Source organism: Lactobacillus sp. S2-2, assembly GCF_021698855.1.
Taxonomy (GTDB): Bacteria; Bacillota; Bacilli; order Lactobacillales; family Lactobacillaceae; genus Fructilactobacillus.
Window position 1 is genome coordinate 1 of record NZ_WWFA01000012.1, and the last position, 17,796, is coordinate 17,796.

Annotated in this window: 16 protein-coding genes, 1 tRNA gene and 1 pseudogene; 17 read left to right on the top strand and 1 reads right to left on the bottom strand. The window is 28.9% G+C overall.

Annotated elements, in window-relative coordinates:
• The first annotated feature begins 72 nt into the window (after nt 1-72).
• Together GSH19_RS06780 and GSH19_RS06785 are read left to right on the top strand one after the other, a co-directional pair.
• Nucleotides 73-145, top strand: a tRNA-Thr gene (locus tag GSH19_RS06780).
• A 25-nt stretch (nt 146-170) separates the two neighbouring features.
• Nucleotides 171-704 (top strand): GNAT family N-acetyltransferase, encoded by a 534-nt coding sequence (locus tag GSH19_RS06785; RefSeq protein ID WP_237027349.1) that lies wholly within the window; start codon nt 171-173, stop codon nt 702-704.
• Nucleotides 705-706: 2 nt separating this feature from the next.
• Here GSH19_RS06785 and helD read toward each other — a convergent pair whose 3' ends face one another.
• Nucleotides 707-3,007: an RNA polymerase recycling motor HelD gene (gene helD, locus GSH19_RS06790; protein ID WP_237027350.1), complete on the bottom strand. Its 2,301-nt coding sequence runs from the start codon at nt 3,005-3,007 to the stop codon at nt 707-709.
• 320 nt (nt 3,008-3,327) lie between these two features.
• Between helD and trpS the strand changes: the two genes are divergently transcribed.
• From trpS to glmU, 15 genes and pseudogenes are all read left to right on the top strand, one after another.
• On the top strand, nt 3,328-4,344 hold the full coding sequence (gene trpS, locus GSH19_RS06795) for a tryptophan--tRNA ligase (RefSeq protein WP_237027351.1): 1,017 nt from the start codon (nt 3,328-3,330) through the stop codon (nt 4,342-4,344).
• A 38-nt stretch (nt 4,345-4,382) separates the two neighbouring features.
• Nucleotides 4,383-5,306, top strand: coding sequence for a Ppx/GppA family phosphatase (locus tag GSH19_RS06800; protein WP_237027352.1), 924 nt, complete (start codon nt 4,383-4,385; stop codon nt 5,304-5,306).
• 17 nt (nt 5,307-5,323) lie between these two features.
• Nucleotides 5,324-6,559, top strand: coding sequence for a hydroxymethylglutaryl-CoA reductase, degradative (locus GSH19_RS06805; protein ID WP_237027353.1), 1,236 nt, complete (start codon nt 5,324-5,326; stop codon nt 6,557-6,559).
• Between the two features lie 12 nt (nt 6,560-6,571).
• A complete protein-coding gene (locus tag GSH19_RS06810; protein ID WP_237027354.1) occupies nt 6,572-7,549 on the top strand; it encodes an IpaB/EvcA family protein in 978 nt (325 codons plus the stop codon).
• A gap of 15 nt (nt 7,550-7,564) precedes the next feature.
• Nucleotides 7,565-8,269 carry an NAD-dependent protein deacylase gene (locus GSH19_RS06815; RefSeq protein WP_237027355.1) on the top strand — a complete coding sequence of 235 codons (705 nt, stop codon included), beginning with the start codon at nt 7,565-7,567 and terminating at the stop codon, nt 8,267-8,269.
• A 10-nt stretch (nt 8,270-8,279) separates the two neighbouring features.
• The gene (locus tag GSH19_RS06820; protein WP_237027356.1) at nt 8,280-9,065 is read left to right on the top strand and encodes a DUF72 domain-containing protein; all 786 of its coding nucleotides are present in this window, start codon (nt 8,280-8,282) and stop codon (nt 9,063-9,065) included.
• 85 nt (nt 9,066-9,150) lie between these two features.
• Nucleotides 9,151-11,202, top strand: a complete 2,052-nt coding sequence (gene metG / locus GSH19_RS06825) for a methionine--tRNA ligase (RefSeq protein WP_370636177.1) — start codon at nt 9,151-9,153, stop codon at nt 11,200-11,202.
• 61 nt (nt 11,203-11,263) lie between these two features.
• Nucleotides 11,264-12,065 (top strand): annotated as a pseudogene (locus GSH19_RS06830) (TatD family hydrolase).
• Nucleotides 12,034-12,597: a ribonuclease M5 gene (gene rnmV / locus GSH19_RS06835; RefSeq protein WP_237027359.1), complete on the top strand. Its 564-nt coding sequence runs from the start codon at nt 12,034-12,036 to the stop codon at nt 12,595-12,597. The pseudogene GSH19_RS06830 and the gene rnmV overlap by 32 nt, the downstream one beginning before the upstream one ends.
• Entirely contained in the window at nt 12,598-13,488 is an 891-nt protein-coding gene (gene rsmA, locus GSH19_RS06840; protein ID WP_237027360.1) for a 16S rRNA (adenine(1518)-N(6)/adenine(1519)-N(6))-dimethyltransferase RsmA, read from the top strand.
• Between the two features lie 88 nt (nt 13,489-13,576).
• A complete protein-coding gene (locus GSH19_RS06845; protein ID WP_237027361.1) occupies nt 13,577-13,810 on the top strand; it encodes a Veg family protein in 234 nt (77 codons plus the stop codon).
• A 107-nt stretch (nt 13,811-13,917) separates the two neighbouring features.
• The gene (locus GSH19_RS06850; protein WP_237027362.1) at nt 13,918-14,616 is read left to right on the top strand and encodes a metal ABC transporter ATP-binding protein; all 699 of its coding nucleotides are present in this window, start codon (nt 13,918-13,920) and stop codon (nt 14,614-14,616) included.
• A gap of 1 nt (nt 14,617) precedes the next feature.
• A complete protein-coding gene (locus GSH19_RS06855; protein WP_237027389.1) occupies nt 14,618-15,424 on the top strand; it encodes a metal ABC transporter permease in 807 nt (268 codons plus the stop codon).
• 99 nt (nt 15,425-15,523) lie between these two features.
• Entirely contained in the window at nt 15,524-16,351 is an 828-nt protein-coding gene (purR, locus tag GSH19_RS06860) for a pur operon repressor (RefSeq protein ID WP_237027363.1), read from the top strand.
• Nucleotides 16,352-16,366: 15 nt separating this feature from the next.
• Nucleotides 16,367-17,743, top strand: a complete 1,377-nt coding sequence (gene glmU / locus GSH19_RS06865) for a bifunctional UDP-N-acetylglucosamine diphosphorylase/glucosamine-1-phosphate N-acetyltransferase GlmU (protein ID WP_237027364.1) — start codon at nt 16,367-16,369, stop codon at nt 17,741-17,743.
• Nucleotides 17,744-17,796 lie beyond the last annotated feature (53 nt).

Here is a 17,796-nt window from a genome sequence, read left to right on the forward strand (position 1 = left end):
TTGCCGCGCAATTTGTAAAAAGACTAATAACTTTTATAGTTATTAGTCTTTTTTTTATGGTAAAATTATAATGCCGCTTTAGCTCAGTAGGTAGAGCATTTCCATGGTAAGGAAAAGGTGCTGAGTTCAAATCTCAGAAGCGGCTTTTGAAAATCATCGGAGGTCCTATAATGACATTACAATTAAAAAATCTAGATAAAAAAAGATTGAAAGAATACTGGAAAATTGCTTATGGTGATCCTCATGCTAAGTGGATGGAATATAATGGACCTTATTTTGAAGATGAAATTCCTACATATAGAAAATTTAAAAAGTATGAATCAAAGAAATTAATTACTGGAAGCAATTATAAAGTAATTATAATAAATGATAAAATTATTGGAACAGTTGGATCTTATTATGAAGACAATGATTTAAAAAAATGGTTAGATATTGGAATCATTATTTTCGATGAAAATAATTGGAGTAAGGGAATTGGCCTTGATGCTATGAGCAAGTGGATTGATTATCAATTTTCTATTACAAAATTGCCACATATTGGATTAACAACTTGGTCTGGTAATCCTGGTATGATTAAATTATCAAAAAAATTAGGCTTAAATGAAGAAGCATATGTTCCTAAAGTTAGATATTGGGAACGCCAATATTGGGATTCAATTAAATATGGTATTTTAAGAGAAGAATGGGAAAATAAAAAGAACTGAAATTAATTATCAGTTCTTTTTATTTGGATTAGTTTTTCATTAATAATTTTTTGATTAATTAATGGTGAAAATTCAGTTTCACTAATTAAAGTTAAATCATGCATAGCTCTTGTAGCAATTGTATAGAGAATACCGACTGATTTTAAATCTGTAAAATTACTTTTGGAAATGTTATATCCAATAATACAGTCAAATTCTAAACCTTTAGCTAAGTAAATTGGTAAAATAATAACTTTTTCTGGTAAGATACGATCTTCATCAGTTAACAAAATAGAATTAAATTCACGATGCAATTTTTTTTGAAGTTCTTTTGCTTCGGTTAAACTTTTAGTAATAATTGCGATTGTTTCTTGTTCTTTTTGCTTATCTATAATTACTTTTTTTAATGTATTTAACATTTGCTCATTATTTTTAGATAAATATAATTTAGGAATTTCTCCTTCACGATTAAAAGGTTGAATATGTTCGCCGTGAGGTAATAAATTTTTTGCAAAATTAGTTATTGGATAAGTTGAGCGATATGAACGATTTAAAGAGATTAAACGTGCATGTTTACTACTAATTGCATTATCAAGATTTTTTAATAATTGATCTGCAGATTCCACTTCACTAAATATATTTTGTTCACTATCACCAATTAAATTAAATTTTGCATTTGGAAATGCGTATTTTAAATACATAATTTGAGAAATAGAATAGTCCTGAATTTCATCAATGAATAGATATTGAATACTATGATTTCTTCCTGAACCAGTAAATTTATCTCTTAGATAGATAAACGGCGCTGTATCTTCAAAGTTTATATTATGAAATTCAAGATTATTTTCAAATACTTGGATTGATTTATCCCACTGGCTCTTGGAAATTTCTTTTGGCAGTGAAATGTTCTTTAGAAAATCAATATACTGACTATAAGGATCAAATAGATTATTATTATAAATTGCATCATATATACTAGTTAATTCTCTTTTAGCTATGTTTTCAGCAATGATTTGATGAATTTCATCAAATTCTAATTCTTCGTTTATATTATCTTCACCGAGTAATTCGTTGTATTCTTCATTACTTAAATTTTCAATTTCATTTTCAATCCATTCGGCTTCAGTATTTCGTTCAATATTTTCTTTTAATTTTTTTATTAAAATATTTTTAGTTTGAAGCATCTTTTCATCAAATTTTAGGTCTTTGGGTAATTCTTGATAAATAGTAGCAATCTCATGTTTATCAAAATACTTCTGTCCTCTAAATAATATACTGTTAAATTGAATATCAAAATAATTTAAATTCTGTAAATATTCATTGATTTGATCTATGAATGATTGACTATTTTTAAAATTAGTAATTATTTCATTATCGGATTTTTCAACTTGGTTTTCTTCATATTTTGAAAAAATAGATTGAACATTTAATCCGGTTAATCGGTGACTTAGAAATTCAGATAAAGTTACTTGTCGCATGTTTTTTTCACCTAAGCTTGGAAGAACTTCACTAATATAATGAGAAAATAATAGATTAGGAGAAAATAATATAATTTGATCCGCATCTAAAGAATCACGACTATGATATAACAAGAAAGCGATTCTTTGTAAAATAGTGGAAGTCTTTCCAGAACCCGCAACACCTTGAACAACTAATAAATCCGTTTTAGTATCTCTGATAATATCATTTTGTTCATTTTGAATTGTGGCTACAATATTACGCATTGTTTGTGTATTTTGATCACCCAATGCTTGTTGTAACATTTCATCACCAACTGTTTCGTTAGTGTCAAACATATTGATTATATCTCCATTTTTTATTTGATATTGTCTTTTTTTTGTTAATTCTACATTTTGTTTTCCTCTAGGAGTTTGATAACTTACGTTTCCTAGTTTTCCATTATAATAAATACTGGAAATAGGAGCACGCCAATCATGAATTAAAAATTGACCTTTTTCATCAATAAATGAAGCAATTCCAATATATAAAGCTTCTTTTTCATTTTCTTCAATAACATCGATTCTGCCAAAGTAAGGCGATGATTTTAATTCTTCATAGGTTGCTAATTGTCGTTTAACAATTGCTTCATCTTCAACAACTTTATTAACTAAACCCCTTTGTTGTTGTAAATCAGCACTAGTTTCAATTCGATCATCAACTTCAAAATAATTAATTGAGGTATTATTACTATAATTTTTTTGAACTCTAGTTACTTCATCTTTTGCTTTCTTATATTCTTCTTTAGTTAATTCAATTTTGTGATCAAGCTTTTTAATTATTTCTTCTACTCGATTAATTTCAATGCTTTTTTCGGAATTATTCAAATTAGTCCCTCCAATAATTCATACATTAATTTGCCTCATAATTTTAGATTTAAATATCACTAATGTCAATTGTGATAAACGTTTTGACATCGCTTAGTATTAATATTAAAATTAATGTTATAGAAGTAGTCAAATCATAAACAGAGAAGTTATATTAGGTTGAGAATAACTAGATAAGACGAAATGGATTTAATAAATAAATGGGTGACCCCCTTATCGTTTTAGTGGCAGTTTTAACTGCAATCTAGGTGGTACCACGCTCTAGCGTCCTATTGTTTATTACAATAGGTCGCTTTTTTTATAAAAAGGAGATTTTAATTATGGATAAAAAAATACTTTTAACCGGTGACCGTCCTACTGGAAGATTACACATTGGACATTTTGTTGGATCTTTAAAAAATCGTGTAAAATTACAAAATGAAGGAAGTTATCAAAACTTCATCATGATTGCTGATATGCAAGCTTTAACAGATAATGCAAGAGATCCTGAAAAGATAAAAAATTCATTATTTCAAGTTGCATTGGATTATTTAGCAGTTGGGATTGATCCAAGTAAATCAACTATTTTTGTGCAATCTCAAGTTCCTGCACTTAATGAATTAACTATGATTTATTTAAACTTAGTTAGTGTATCTCGTTTGGAAAGAAATCCAACAGTTAAAGCAGAAATTAAACAAAAAGCATTTGGACAAAGTGTTCCAGCAGGATTCTTTATTTATCCAGTATCACAAGCTGCTGATATCACTGCATTTAAAGCAAGCGTTGTTCCTGTTGGAGAAGATCAAGAGCCTATGATTGAACAAACAAGAGAAATCGTTCGTAGTTTCAATAATATTTATCAAAAAGATATTTTAGTCGAACCAGAAGGTTACTTCCCTGAAAAAGGACAAGGAAGAATTCCTGGACTTGATGGAAATGCAAAGATGAGTAAATCTTTAAATAATTGTATTTATTTATCTGACTCAGAAGAAGATATTAAAAAGAAAGTAATGTCAATGTATACAGATCCTGAACATATTCATGTTGAAGATCCAGGTAAAGTTGAAGGCAATACCGTATTTACTTATTTAGATATTTTTGCTGAAGATAAAGATCATGTTGCAGAATTAAAAGAACAATATCGTCAAGGTGGACTTGGAGATGTTAAAATTAAGAAGTATTTAAATGATGTATTACAAGACGTTTTACGTCCAATTAGAGAACGTCGTGAAGCTTTTGAAAAAGATCCTAAAGCAGTTTATGAAGTTTTAGAACAAGGAAGTAAAGCTGCTAATTTAGTTGCTGAAAAAACACTTCAAGAAGTTCGTGATGCAATGGGAATTAATTATTTTAAATAATCTTCATTCATAAGATAAGAAAGGAGGTTATTGCTACGATGGAAAATTTTGTCATTATTGATATTGGATCTAACTCAGTTAGAATGGCAATTTTACAAATTGAGTCTGACGGGTCTTTTAAAGAAATTAACCGAGTAAAAAATGATACCAGACTTTCAGAAGGAATGGGAAACACTAAGTTATTAAAAGAAAAATCGATAAAAAGAACAATTAAAGCTTTAAAAAAATTTAAATCGATTTATAGTAAATACGAAAATGTTTCTGTTCATGCAATTGCAACTGCCGCAGTTAGACAAGCAAAAAATAATCAAAAATTCTTAGATGAAGTAAAGAAAGAATTGAAATTTGATTTAAGAATTCTAACTGGTAATGAAGAAGCCTATTATGATTATTTAGGAGTAGTCAATAATGTGCAAATGCGTGATTTCTTATTAATGGATGTTGGTGGCGGAAGCGTTGAAATAATTCATGTAAGAGATAGTAAAGCAATTAACTATACAAGTATTCCAATCGGATCAGTTGGATTATCTGAAGCTTATTCTTTAACCGATAAAATTAATGCAAGCGATTTGTTTTCTGCTCAGAGTTCAGTTCTTGAATATTTAAGTCGTATTCCGTGGCTTTCAAAGACTAAACACTATCCAGTAATATTAATTGGTGGTGCAGCTAGAGCTTTAGCTAGAATTAATTTAAAGAAACAAAAGCAACAAGATCCAAATGATATTCAAAATTTTCAGTTGACTAGAAAACAAGTTAATAAAACGATGGAAATGTTTTTAAAAAGAAATTTAAAAACAAGGCAAAAAATTTATGGTCTTGAATATGATCGAGCGGATGTTATTGTTGGTGGAACTTTATGTTTAACAACAATGTTAAATTTAATCGATTCTAAAAGGGTTGTTTTTTCCGAAGGTGGAGTTCGAGAAGGATTAATTTTAGAATATATTAATCAAAAATATTAGTATTCGAGGTTATTTCTGTGGAAGATTTAAAAAAGTTTTATAAAAAAAGTTATTTGGATCGAAAAGATATAGTTGCTAAAAAGTCTGGTTTAAATTTACATTCGAAAGAATATTCTGCAGAACAAGATAGTTTAATTGAAAATTATTTATTTAATTTTGAAATGCCAGAAGGAATTGCAACAAATTTAAAGGTTAATCAAATTGAATATTTAATTCCAATCGTAACGGAGGAACCTTCGGTAATTGCTGCATTGAGTAATGGCTCTAAAATGTTCACCAATGGAATTAATGCTGTTGCTGAGAATAAAGACTTATTAGGTCAAATTATTTTAAATAATGTAGATTTAAAGCAATTTGAAACTTGGTTTAAATTTAATGAAGCTAGATTAATCAAAATAGGTAATAAATCACAAGCTAATATTTTAAAATATGGTGATGGAATTAAAAAAATTAAGCTTCGTAAATTAAGTGATGAATATGTATCCATGGATTTTTTAATTGATGTTGGAGAATCAATGGGGGCTAATATGGTTAATACTATTCTTGAAGCAATTTCTAATGAAATTGAGAATTATAATTCTGAAATTACTTTGCTCAGTATTTTATCTAATTACGGAGAAGGAAATGTAGTGAAAGCTAATGGTTCAATTCCTTTTGAGAATTTGGATTCTAATCCAGAAATTGGTAAATTAATTGCTCAAAAAATCGTCAAAGCTTCAGATGTAGCACAACTTGATCCTAAAAGGGCAGTTACTCATAACAAAGGAATTATGAATGGAATTGATGGAATTGTACTTGCAACAGGTAATGATTTAAGAGCAGTTGAAAGTTCTGTTCATGCCTATGCTAGTAAATCTGGTCAATACCGTGGATTATCGAATTGGTCAATTAAAGATAATTCTTTATATGGTGAAATTGAATTACCTCTTCCAATTGGAATTGTAGGAGGAGCTACTAAAGTTTTAGAGGATGCACAGACTAATCTAAAAATTTTAAAAATAAATGATGCAAAAACTTTAATGCAAGTGATTGCTTCAGTAGGATTAGCACAAAATGTTGCTGCTTTAAAAGCTTTAGTCACAGATGGAATTCAAAAAGGACATATGAGTTTAAGACTAAAATCTTTAATTATTTCAGTTGGAGCAAATAATCAAGAATCTGAAATATTGATTAGACAAATGCAACAGTTAACAATTAAAGAACAAAATACAACTAATGCGAAAAAATTATTGAATAATTTAAGAAATAAATAAGAAGGTTTTTTTATGACAGAGAATAATGAATTAAAAAATATAAAATTAACAAGTGATACACAAAGTTTAATCAATGTAGTCAATCAATTATTTCCTGGAGAAGTTACTGTTCAATTTATCGGAAGTTTGAAAGCTGGATTTGTTAGACATGATCAAGCTCAAATTGTCCAAGATGGTGAAAAATTGTATGTTCAAGTTAGTGATTTAACTGAGCCAAATTTTATCGCTAGTCATGAATTATTGCATTTATTAATGACATTGAAGGGTTTTCCACAAGTATATTTTCCATTAACTAGTGGGGATGATAAATTAGATGAACAACTTCAATATGTAGGAACAGAATTATATGATTTGGTTTGTCATTTTGTGGTTAATGATGAACAAAGAAAACATGGAATGATTACAGATAAAATTAAAGAAGAATACTTTAAAGGAATTCGTCACACATTATCACCAGAAATTGGGGAAATTGATGGAGAAATGATTTTAAGATTAGTTACATTATTAGATGGATTTGTTTTCTTTGGATCAGAAATAAGTAAATTTGAGGATCAATTAATTAAAACTTTTCCGATTGCATATGATGCAGCTAAAAAACTTTATAAAAAATTAAATGATAAGCCAGTTGATTCACCATTTACTTTGCGTCGTAAAGTTGTGATGTTATTCAATGCTTTTGATGAACAATTAAAGGAATGTAAATTACCAGCACTTCAATTAAATAATTTTGCGATGTTAACTTCTGTATTATCAGAACGTCAATTAAAATTGAAAGTAAATCAAGTTTTTGATATCTATCATTCAGAATTGATGTATGCTGAAACCGGTAAAAGAGCTTATGTTGGTTTTACTAAATCTGATGATCAAAATTCATTTGTGGCTGATGGACCAACTGGTGAAAAAGAAAGTGCAGAATATTTTAAAACTTTGTATGATAAAACTGTAAAAGAATTATTTGAAGATTTGAAAATACCATATTTAATTCGTTAAAAAGAAGATGATTGAATGAATAGTGAGATTCAAAGTAAGTTTGATACAGCAAAAAGAGTTGTTTTTCTGACAGGTGCAGGAGTTTCAACAGCTTCTGGAATACCAGATTATAGATCTAAAAATGGAATTTATCAGAATAATAAAGATCGACCTGCAGAATATTTTTTGAGTCATGCTTGTTTAATGAATGAACCAAAAGAATTTTATAATTTTGTGATGAAAAATATGTATTTTCCAGATGCAAAACCAAATATTATTCATCAAAAGCAAAGTGATTTATGTAATCAAGGGAAAGCAACCGTGATTACACAAAATGTTGATGATTTATATCAAAAAGCTAATTGTTCTAATTTATTAACTTTTCATGGTAATTTATATCAAATTAAATGTATGAAATGTCATAAAAAAGTTGATTATGAGATGTATCAAAATGATATGTATCATCAAAACTGTGGTGGAATGTTACGACCAGAAATTGTTCTATATGATGAAGGTCTTGATCCTCAAGTGATTCAACAAAGTATTGAAAAAGTAATGAATAGTGATTTGATAGTAATAGTTGGAACTTCAATGAGAGTTTATCCATTTGCTGGTCTATTAGATTATGTAAAAAATGGAACAGATGTAATTGCAGTAAATCAGGAAAATCTTGATTTACCAATTAATTTTGAAATGATTCAAATGGATGCAAAGAATTTTTTTAAAGAGTTAAAAATTTAGGTGAGTATTAATGATATCAATTGGATTGAGTACTTGGAAAAATCATCCAAGTTTATCAGAAAATAAGCAAGATGACTTAACTTTAAGTCAGTACTCAAGTTTTTTTCCAATCGTTGAAATTGATAGTTCATTTTATGGCATTCCAACTCAAAAGACAGTTACTAATTGGATAAAAGAAGTTCCTAATGATTTTCAATTTGTTATTAAAGCTAATCAATTTATGACGTTTCATAAAGATGAAGAAAGAATGCGTAATAATTTACTTGAATTAAAGAAAACATTTGAAGATTACAAATTAATGTTAGAGCCTCTTCTTGAAAGCAATCAATTAAAGACGGTTCTATTTCAATTTCCACCTTATTTTAATAATAATTTAAAGAATATTCGTTATTTAAGACAAATTAGATTATGGATGCCTAAAATACCAATCACAGTTGAATTTAGAAATAAAAGTTGGTATAGCGATAATATTCAAGAAGATGTTGCTAATTTCTTAGCTAGTTTGAAAATATCGCTAGCGATTGTTGATGAACCACATAATCTGAATAATGGGGTTCCTTTAATTCCAAAATCTAATTATTCTGATCTGGTATTTATTCGACTTCATGGAAGAAATGAAATGGGGTGGGCCAGAAAGGAAGGTAATTGGAGAGCAACGAGAACGTTATATCGTTATAATAAGCAAGAATTAGAAACATTTGCTGATTTTATAAAAAAATTAAATCAAAAAAATAATGAAATTTGTATTATTTTTAATAATAATTCTGGCAGGGATGCTGCAGACAATGTAAATTGAATTGAAAGATATTTTAAAATTACGGTTTGATAATTTGGCACCGATGCAGTTAGATTTATTTTAAAAATCGCGGTATAATTTCATAATAAATAATACGTTTAAAAGGAGACTTAATATGCCTGAAGAAAAACCGAAATATTATATTACTACACCAATTTATTATCCTTCTGGTAAATTGCATATTGGAAATGCTTATACCACAATTGCATGTGATGCAATTTCAAGATATAAGAGATCAAGTGGATTTGATGTTTACTATTTAACTGGAACTGATGAACATGGGTTAAAAATTGAGCAAAAAGCAGAAAGTTTGAATACTACTCCACAGGCCTATGTTGACGAAATGGCTACTGGAATTAAAGAGTTATGGAATAAATTAGATATAACAAATGATAAATTTATTAGAACAACTGATAAAAGTCATGAAGAAATTGTTCAAAAAATCTTTCAACAATTACTTGATCAAGGTGATATATATTTAGGTCAATATTCAGGCTGGTATTCTGTTTCTGACGAAGAATACTTCACTGAATCACAATTAGCTGAAGTTTATAAAGATGATCAAGGTAATGTTACTGGTGGAAAAGCTCCTTCAGGACATGAAGTTCAATTAGTTAATGAAGAATCATATTTCTTTAAGATGAGTAAATATAGTGATTGGTTAATTAATTATTACAAGGATCATCCAGATTTCATCCAACCAGAAGCACGTATGAATGAAATGTTAAGTAACTTTTTGAATGATGGCTTAGAAGATTTAGCCGTAACTAGGACGAGTTTTAAATGGGGAGTTCCAGTTAAATCTGATCCAAAACATGTTATTTATGTTTGGATTGATGCATTATCAAATTACATTACGGCATTAGGTTATGATACTGATAATGATGAATTATTTAATAAGTTTTGGCCTGCTGATTTACAGGTTATTGGAAAAGAAATTGTTCGTTTTCATGCAATTTATTGGCCAATTATTTTACATGCACTTGGATTACCATTACCTAAAAAATTATATGGCCATGGATGGCTCTTAATGAAAAATGGAAAAATGTCAAAATCTAAGGGTAATGTAATTTATCCAGAAACTTTAATTGAAAAATATGGATTAGATGCAGTTCGTTATTATCTTTTAAAAGCTGTTCCATATGCAAATGATGGAATTTTTACTCCAGAAGATTTTATTGATCGAGTTAATTATGATTTAGCTAATGATTTAGGTAACTTATTAAATCGTACTGTTGCAATGATTAATAAATACTTTGACGGTAAAATACCAGCATTCAAATCTAATGTAACTGAATTTGATCAAGAATTAGAAAAGATTTCCGCAGATGTAACAAAAGAATATCAAGATTTGATGGATGATATTCATTTATCAGATGCATTATCAGCTATTTGGAAATTAGTTGCACAAACTAATCGTTATATTGATCAAACTGAACCTTGGGTTTTAGCTAAGTCAGAAGAAGCTAATCAAAAAGAACAATTAGCATCTGTTATGGTACATTTAGCAGCTAGTTTAAGAGTAATTGCTAATTTAATCAGTCCGATTATGCCTGATTCTGCTAAAGCAATCTATCAACAATTAGGTTTAGGTGATGTTGACAAATTTGATACAAAATCAATTAAAATTAGCGAAATCACTGATGGTGCAAAAGTTGTGAAAAAAGGTACACCAATTTTTCCAAGACTTGATCATGATGAAGAAGTTGAATATATTAAAAATTCAATGACACAAAATGAAAAAGCTAAAGGACGCTCAGCAATGAAACAGGCTGCTGAAAGTGAAGATACTGAGGAAAAAGTAGATGAAATCGAATTTGATGATTTTTCTAAAGTTTCTTTAAAAGTTGCACAAGTAAAAGAAGTTGCAAAAGTTGAAAAGGCAGATAAATTATTAAAATTCCAATTGGATGATGGTTCAAATGATGGACGTCAAATTTTATCTGGAATTGCAAAATATTATCCTGATTTTGAACAATTAATTGGTACTAAAGTAATTATTGTTGCTAATTTAAAGCCACGTAAGTTACGTGGAGAAATTAGTGAAGGGATGATTTTATCAGTGGAACAAGCTGATGGATCTATTAAAATTGCTTCGGTTGATCAAACATTAGATAATGGAAGTACATTAGAATAAAAAATGATGGCTTCTCCAATCATATAGATTGGTGAAGCTTTTCTTTAGAAGGAGCAATTGAATGGAGCTATTTGATTCACATACACATTTAAATGATTCTTTTTTTGAGAATCATGTTGAACAATATTTAAAACATGCAGATAAATTAGGAGTTAGATACGTTTCAAATGTTGGGTCTAATCTTGAAATGAACCAAACTGCAATTGATTTAGCTGAAAAATATGATAATTGTTACGCAATTGTTGGTTGGCATCCAGAAGATGCAATTAATTTTAATCAAAAAAATAAAGATTTATTAATTAAACAATTAAAACATCCAAAAGTAGTTGCTCTTGGTGAAATTGGGATGGATTATCATCAAGATACAACACCAAAAGATGTTCAAGAAAAAGTTTTTAGAGAACAAATTCAAATTGCTAAATCATTAAAAATGCCAATTTCTGTTCATAATCGAGAAGCTTTTGAGGATACTTATCGAATTTTAAAGGAAGAAAATATCCAAGAAGTTGGTGGAATTATTCATAGTTTTAACGGAGATACAGATTGGTTAAATAAATTTATTAATCTAAATATGTATATTTCATATAGTGGAGTGGCTAGCTTCAAAAAAACAAAAGAAGTTCATGAAGCAGTTAGAAACACTCCATTAGATAAAATTTTGGTGGAAACTGATGCACCATATCTAGCACCAGAACCATTAAGAGGAAAAGATAACGAACCTGCTTTTACACTATATACTTTAGAAGCAGTTGCTAGATATAAAGATATGAATCCAGCTGAATTAGCGAAAATTACAGTTGAAAATACTAAAAAAATATTTAGGATTGAATAATGAAAAAAATAAAAGAAGTTTTAGTGGTTGAAGGAAAAGATGATACTAAAAGAATCAATGAAGTTCTTAATGCGGACACAATCGAAACTAGAGGATCCGCAATTTCTGATGAAACATTAGCACTAATTGATAAATTAGCGCAAACAAGAGGAATAATAATTTTTACTGATCCAGACTTTTCGGGTGAAAAAATCAGAAAAATTGTATCAAATGAGGTTCCAGAAGCAAAACATGCTTTTTTAAAAAGAACTGATGCAGTACCAAATCATAAAGGTTCACTAGGAGTAGAGCATGCTAGTAATCAAGCAATTATTGACGCTTTAAAGAATGTCTATACTGAAAATGATGATAATGTTGAATTGATTTCAAAGCAAGATTTAATTATGGCTCACTTGATTGGTTCTAAAACAGCTAAAGAACGAAGAAGTGAACTAGGTGAAATATTAAATATTGGCTATGTGAATGGTAAACAATTACAAAAAAGATTAAAAATGTTTGGCATTACAATTGAACAATTTAGTGATGCTCTAAAAATAATAAATCAAAAATTAGGAGAAAAATAAATGAATAATATTCCTGAAATTGGGACACCAGCTCGTACTGAGGCAGTATTAAATCGATATCACTTAACTGCTAAAAAAAGTTTAGGTCAAAACTTTTTAAAGGATATTAATGTCTTAAAAAATATTGTAAGTGCAGCTGAAATTACAGAAGAAGATGATGTAATTGAAATTGGACCTGGAATTGGTGCTTTAACTGAACAAATTGCTCAAAAAGCTAACTCAGTATTAGCTTTTGAAATTGATCAAAATTTATTACCAGTATTGGATGATACCTTATCACAATACAATAATATTAAAATAATAAATCAAGATTTTTTGAAAGCTAATTTACCAGAATTAATTGAGGAATATTTTGATGGACAACATAATTTAAAAATTGTTGCTAATTTACCTTATTATGTAACTAAGCCAATTTTAATGAGTATTATTAAAGGTCCTGTTAATTTTGATGCAGTTGTAATTATGATGCAAAAAGAGGTTTCAAATCGACTAACTGCAGTTCCTGGTAATCGTGATTATGGAGCATTAACTGTAATTACTCAGTATTTAAATAATGCAGAAAATGTATTTGATGTATCACCAAAATCATTTGTCCCTTCACCTAAAGTTGATTCATCAATTGTTCGATTAACTCCAGTTGAGAATCGAAATGAAAAAGTATTTGATGAAAAGTCATTCTTCGGTTTTGCAAGAGGGTGTTTTATGCATCGTCGAAAAACAATTTGGAATAATCTTCAGGGCGTTTTTGGTAAGAAACCAGAGGTTAAAGAACAAATTAAAGTTACTTTAGAAGAGCTAAATATTGATGCAGGTGTAAGACCAGAAGATTTTAGTATTGATACAATTGTTAAATTAGCGAACAAATTTCATGAAAAAGGATTGTTAAGTTAAGTTTTTCTTTATTAAATAAAACGTTGTGATTCTTTTCATTTGCTTATTTTAAAAAGAGGTGTACACTAATATTGTGAGGTGATATGCCGTGCCAAATACTTTAGGAAAAATCAAACAACTACTTGATAGTCATATTGGACAAAATATTCAAGTTGTTGCTCAAGCAGGTCGAAAGAAGACCACGACACATAGTGGAAAGCTAGCTGAAACATTTCCAGCAGTTTTTCTAGTAACTTTAGATCAAGAAGAGAAATTAGAACAAATCTCATTCAGTTATACTGATATTTTAACTAAAAATATTGATGTTGAATTTGGAGAATAATTAATTGCCGAAAGGCTTTTTTTTTGGCTTAAATATCACTTATTTTATATTAGTAAAAGTGAAGTTTTGTGTTATAATATATTTTGAAATTACTAAGGAGATATTAAATGAAAAATTTAATTCTAGAAGCACAAAATTTACGAGTTGATTTTTCTGAAAAAACCGTTTTAAATGATTTGAATTTTGATTTAGAAAAAGGTTCTTTTTTAAGTATCGTTGGTGAAAACGGGGTCGGGAAAACAACCTTTATAAAAGTTTTATTAGACGAAATTAAGCCTAGCTCAGGAAAAGTTAATTTTTTACCTGATCGAAAGCAGGTGAAAATTGGTTATGTACCACAATTTAGAAATATTGATGATGAGTATCCTCTTTCAATTAAGGATTTTATTGCATTAAATTTTAATGAACGTAAATTGCCATGGTTGAGTATAAAGGAAAGAAAAACTTTAAATCATGTTTTAAAACAAACTAAGTTAGAAAAAATAAAAAATGAACCATTAGGTAAAGCTTCTGGTGGCGAAAAACAACGTGTTTATTTAGCACAAGCACTGGTTATGCAACCCAATCTTTTAATTTTAGATGAATCAACTGCAAGTCTTGATCCAGCATCTAAAGAAGATTTATTAAATCTAATTAAAGAACTTAATCGAGAAGAAAATTTAACCATTATCTTTGTTACCCATGATATTCAATTAGCAAAAAACTATGCTGATAAATATTTATTCTTGAAATCTGACGGATATGAACAAGGTCAAATTAGTAAGCTGAAAGAACAAGAATTTTGGGAGGATGATGCACATGTTTGAGATGTTTCAATTTGGATTCATGAGAAATGCATATTTAGCTAGTACATTTATCGCAATTATTTGTGGTGTAATTGGAGTTTTTGTAATTGCTAGAAATATGCCCTTTTTAACGCATACATTATCAGAAATTGGCTTTGCTGGAGCATCATTTGGGATGTTTTTAGGCATTACTCCATTAAATGGAATGTTAATCTTTACTATTATTAGTTCAATTTTAGTTGGTAAGATGAGTGAAAAATCTTCAAGACGAGAAGATTCAATTAGTGCCATATCAGGATTATTTATTGGATTAGGTGTTTTATTTCTTGCTTTATCTAACAAATCATCATCTTATGCTACGTCGATTTTATTTGGAAGTGTTGTAGGAATATCTGGTAAAGAAGTTACACAACTAGTTGGGTTATCTATAATTGTTTTATTAATTGTTTTAGTTATGTATCGAGGATTGAAATTCGATTCATTTGATGCAATTGGTGCTAAATCACAAAAAATAAAAAGTGGATTAATTTCAATTGCATTTTTAGTGATGTTAGCTTTAAGTGTATCAGTAGCTGCACAAGTTGTTGGTTCTTTATTAATTTTTATTTTATTAACTCTTCCAGCAGCAAGTGCTAAGTACTTTGTTCATTCAGTAAGTAAAATGATTTTTCTAGCAATTGCCTTTGCACTTTTTGGTGTTTGGATAGGACTTTATTTAAGTTATGCAACCAATTTACCGGTTAGTTTCTTTATTGCAGCAATTGAAAGTTCAATTTATTTTGTTTCACTAATTTATAATCATTATAGAAATCAAAAGCATTTATGTTAATGCTTTTTTATTTTTTGTTAACATTGTATTAATATGAGGTAAAACACGAACGTTTATGGTAAAATTTACTTTGAATGCAAATTATTACGAGGTGGAAATATGAAAATTAAAAGAAGTGAGCGACTTATTGATATGACGCACTATTTATTAGAGCGACCACATGATTTAGTTCCGTTGACTTACTTTGCTAAAAGATATGGATCAGCAAAATCATCAATTAGTGAAGATTTAGCAATTGTTAAGCATACATTTCAAGAACGTGGAATTGGAATTGTTGAAACTGTTCCAGGTGTTACTGGTGGTGCCAGATATATACCTTACATTTTAAAAGAAGAAGCTGATGAATTTATTAATGGTATGATTGATACTTTAAATAGTAAAAATCGTTTTTTACCTGGTGGATACATATATATGTCAGATATTCTGGGACAACCTACTTTGTTAAATAAAATAGGTCGAATTATTGCTACTCAATATCTCAATAAAAGCATTGATGCTGTATTAACAGTAGCAACTAGAGGAGTTCCGCTTGCAGAAGCAACTGCAAGTTATCTTAATGTACCATTAGTAATTGCTAGACATGATTCACAAATTACTGAAGGTTCAACAATCAGTGTAAATTATGTATCTGGTTTTTCTAAAAAAGTAAAAAAAATGACACTATCAAAACGTAGTTTGCCAGAAGGCGCAAATGTTTTAATTATTGATGATTATTTGCGTGGCGGTGGAACAATCAAAGGACTTGAATCATTAATTAATGAATTTAATTGTAATTTAGTGGGAAGTTCAGTATTCGTTGAAGGAACTCATACCGGTCAAAGAAAAGTTGAAGATTATACTTCTTTATTAGAAATGCATATTGGAGAAGATGAAATTAAGGTAACGGCTGGTAATTATGAAAATCGAATTTTTGGTATTGAAGAATAGAAAGGAGAGAATTAGATGTCCACACGAAATACAATCATTTTAGCTGCGGGTAAAGGAACTCGTATGAAATCAAAGTTATATAAAGTTTTGCATAAGGTTTGTGGTAAAACAATGGTGGATCATGTCTTATCTCAAGTTGAAAGACTAAAAATGGATAACATTATTACAGTGGTTGGTTACGGTGCTGAAAAAGTAGAAGAGTCAATTGGTGATCGTACAAAGTATGTATTACAAGACCAACAGTTAGGAACTGGGGATGCTGTTGAAAGAACAGAAGATTTATTAAAAGATATTGATGGGACAACTTTAGTTGTTAGCGGTGATACACCATTATTAACTTCAGATACATTTGAAAAATTATTTGATTATCATGAACAACAACAAGCTACTGCTACTATTTTGACTTCAATTGCTCCTGATCCCGCAGCTTATGGTCGAATTGTACGAAATGATTTAGGAATTGTTGAAAAAATTGTTGAAGCAAAAGATGCTACTTCAGAAGAAATTGCAATTAAAGAAATTAATACTGGAGTTTATGTATTTGATAATAAAGCCTTATTTAAAGCTTTAAAACAAGTTGAAAATAATAATGCTCAACAAGAATTTTATTTAACTGATGTAATTGGAATTATTAAAGCTCAAGGTGATAATGTTTCAGCTTATCAAATGACTGATTTTGAAGAGTCAATTGGAGTTAATGATCGAGTTGCTTTGTCAGATGCAAATAGAATTATGCAAGAAAGAATTAATAGGTATCATATGTATCACGGAGTCACAATTGATAATCCAGCAGATACATATATTGATGCTGGAGTAGAAATTGGAACTGATACAATTATCGAGCCAGGGGTTCAATTAAAAGCAGGTACAATAATTGGAGATAATTGTGTAGTAGGAGCTCATTCTAAAGTTATTAATTCTAAAATTCACGATAATGTTAAGATAACTTCATCAGTAATTGAAGATTCTGAAATGATGGATAATTCAGATATTGGTCCAAATTCTCATTTGAGGCCGGAATCTATTATTGGTAAGAGTGTTCATATTGGTAATTTTTGTGAAGTTAAAAAAGCAACAATCGATGAAGGAACTAAGATGGGACATTTGAGTTATGTTGGAAATGCTCATTTAGGTAAGAATATCAATATTGGTTGTGGGGTTATTTTTGTTAACTATGATGGTAAAGAAAAACATCAAACAAATGTTGGAGATAACTCTTTTATTGGAAGTAATGCCAACTTAGTAGCACCTCTTGAAATTGCTAGTCATTCATTTATTGCTGCTGGTTCAACAATCACCGATGATTTAAATGAATTTGATATGGGAATTGCTAGATCAAGACAAACAAATAAAGCAGGATATTATAAAAAGTTACCTTACAATAAAGAATAATTTTTTAGTGAAATTTTTTAATAAATTGATTATAATTAAATAAGAGTATGAAA

Coding starts and splice junctions, on each gene's coding strand:
- GSH19_RS06815 (WP_237027355.1), top strand. CDS start 7,565: ATGAATAGTGAGATTCAAAGTAAGTTTGATACAGCAAAAAGAGTTGTT.
- GSH19_RS06810 (WP_237027354.1), top strand. CDS start 6,572: ATGACAGAGAATAATGAATTAAAAAATATAAAATTAACAAGTGATACA.
- GSH19_RS06820 (WP_237027356.1), top strand. CDS start 8,280: ATGATATCAATTGGATTGAGTACTTGGAAAAATCATCCAAGTTTATCA.
- GSH19_RS06800 (WP_237027352.1), top strand. CDS start 4,383: ATGGAAAATTTTGTCATTATTGATATTGGATCTAACTCAGTTAGAATG.
- GSH19_RS06850 (WP_237027362.1), top strand. CDS start 13,918: ATGAAAAATTTAATTCTAGAAGCACAAAATTTACGAGTTGATTTTTCT.
- rsmA (WP_237027360.1), top strand. CDS start 12,598: ATGAATAATATTCCTGAAATTGGGACACCAGCTCGTACTGAGGCAGTA.
- GSH19_RS06855 (WP_237027389.1), top strand. CDS start 14,618: ATGTTTCAATTTGGATTCATGAGAAATGCATATTTAGCTAGTACATTT.
- purR (WP_237027363.1), top strand. CDS start 15,524: ATGAAAATTAAAAGAAGTGAGCGACTTATTGATATGACGCACTATTTA.
- trpS (WP_237027351.1), top strand. CDS start 3,328: ATGGATAAAAAAATACTTTTAACCGGTGACCGTCCTACTGGAAGATTA.
- GSH19_RS06785 (WP_237027349.1), top strand. CDS start 171: ATGACATTACAATTAAAAAATCTAGATAAAAAAAGATTGAAAGAATAC.
- rnmV (WP_237027359.1), top strand. CDS start 12,034: ATGAAAAAAATAAAAGAAGTTTTAGTGGTTGAAGGAAAAGATGATACT.
- glmU (WP_237027364.1), top strand. CDS start 16,367: ATGTCCACACGAAATACAATCATTTTAGCTGCGGGTAAAGGAACTCGT.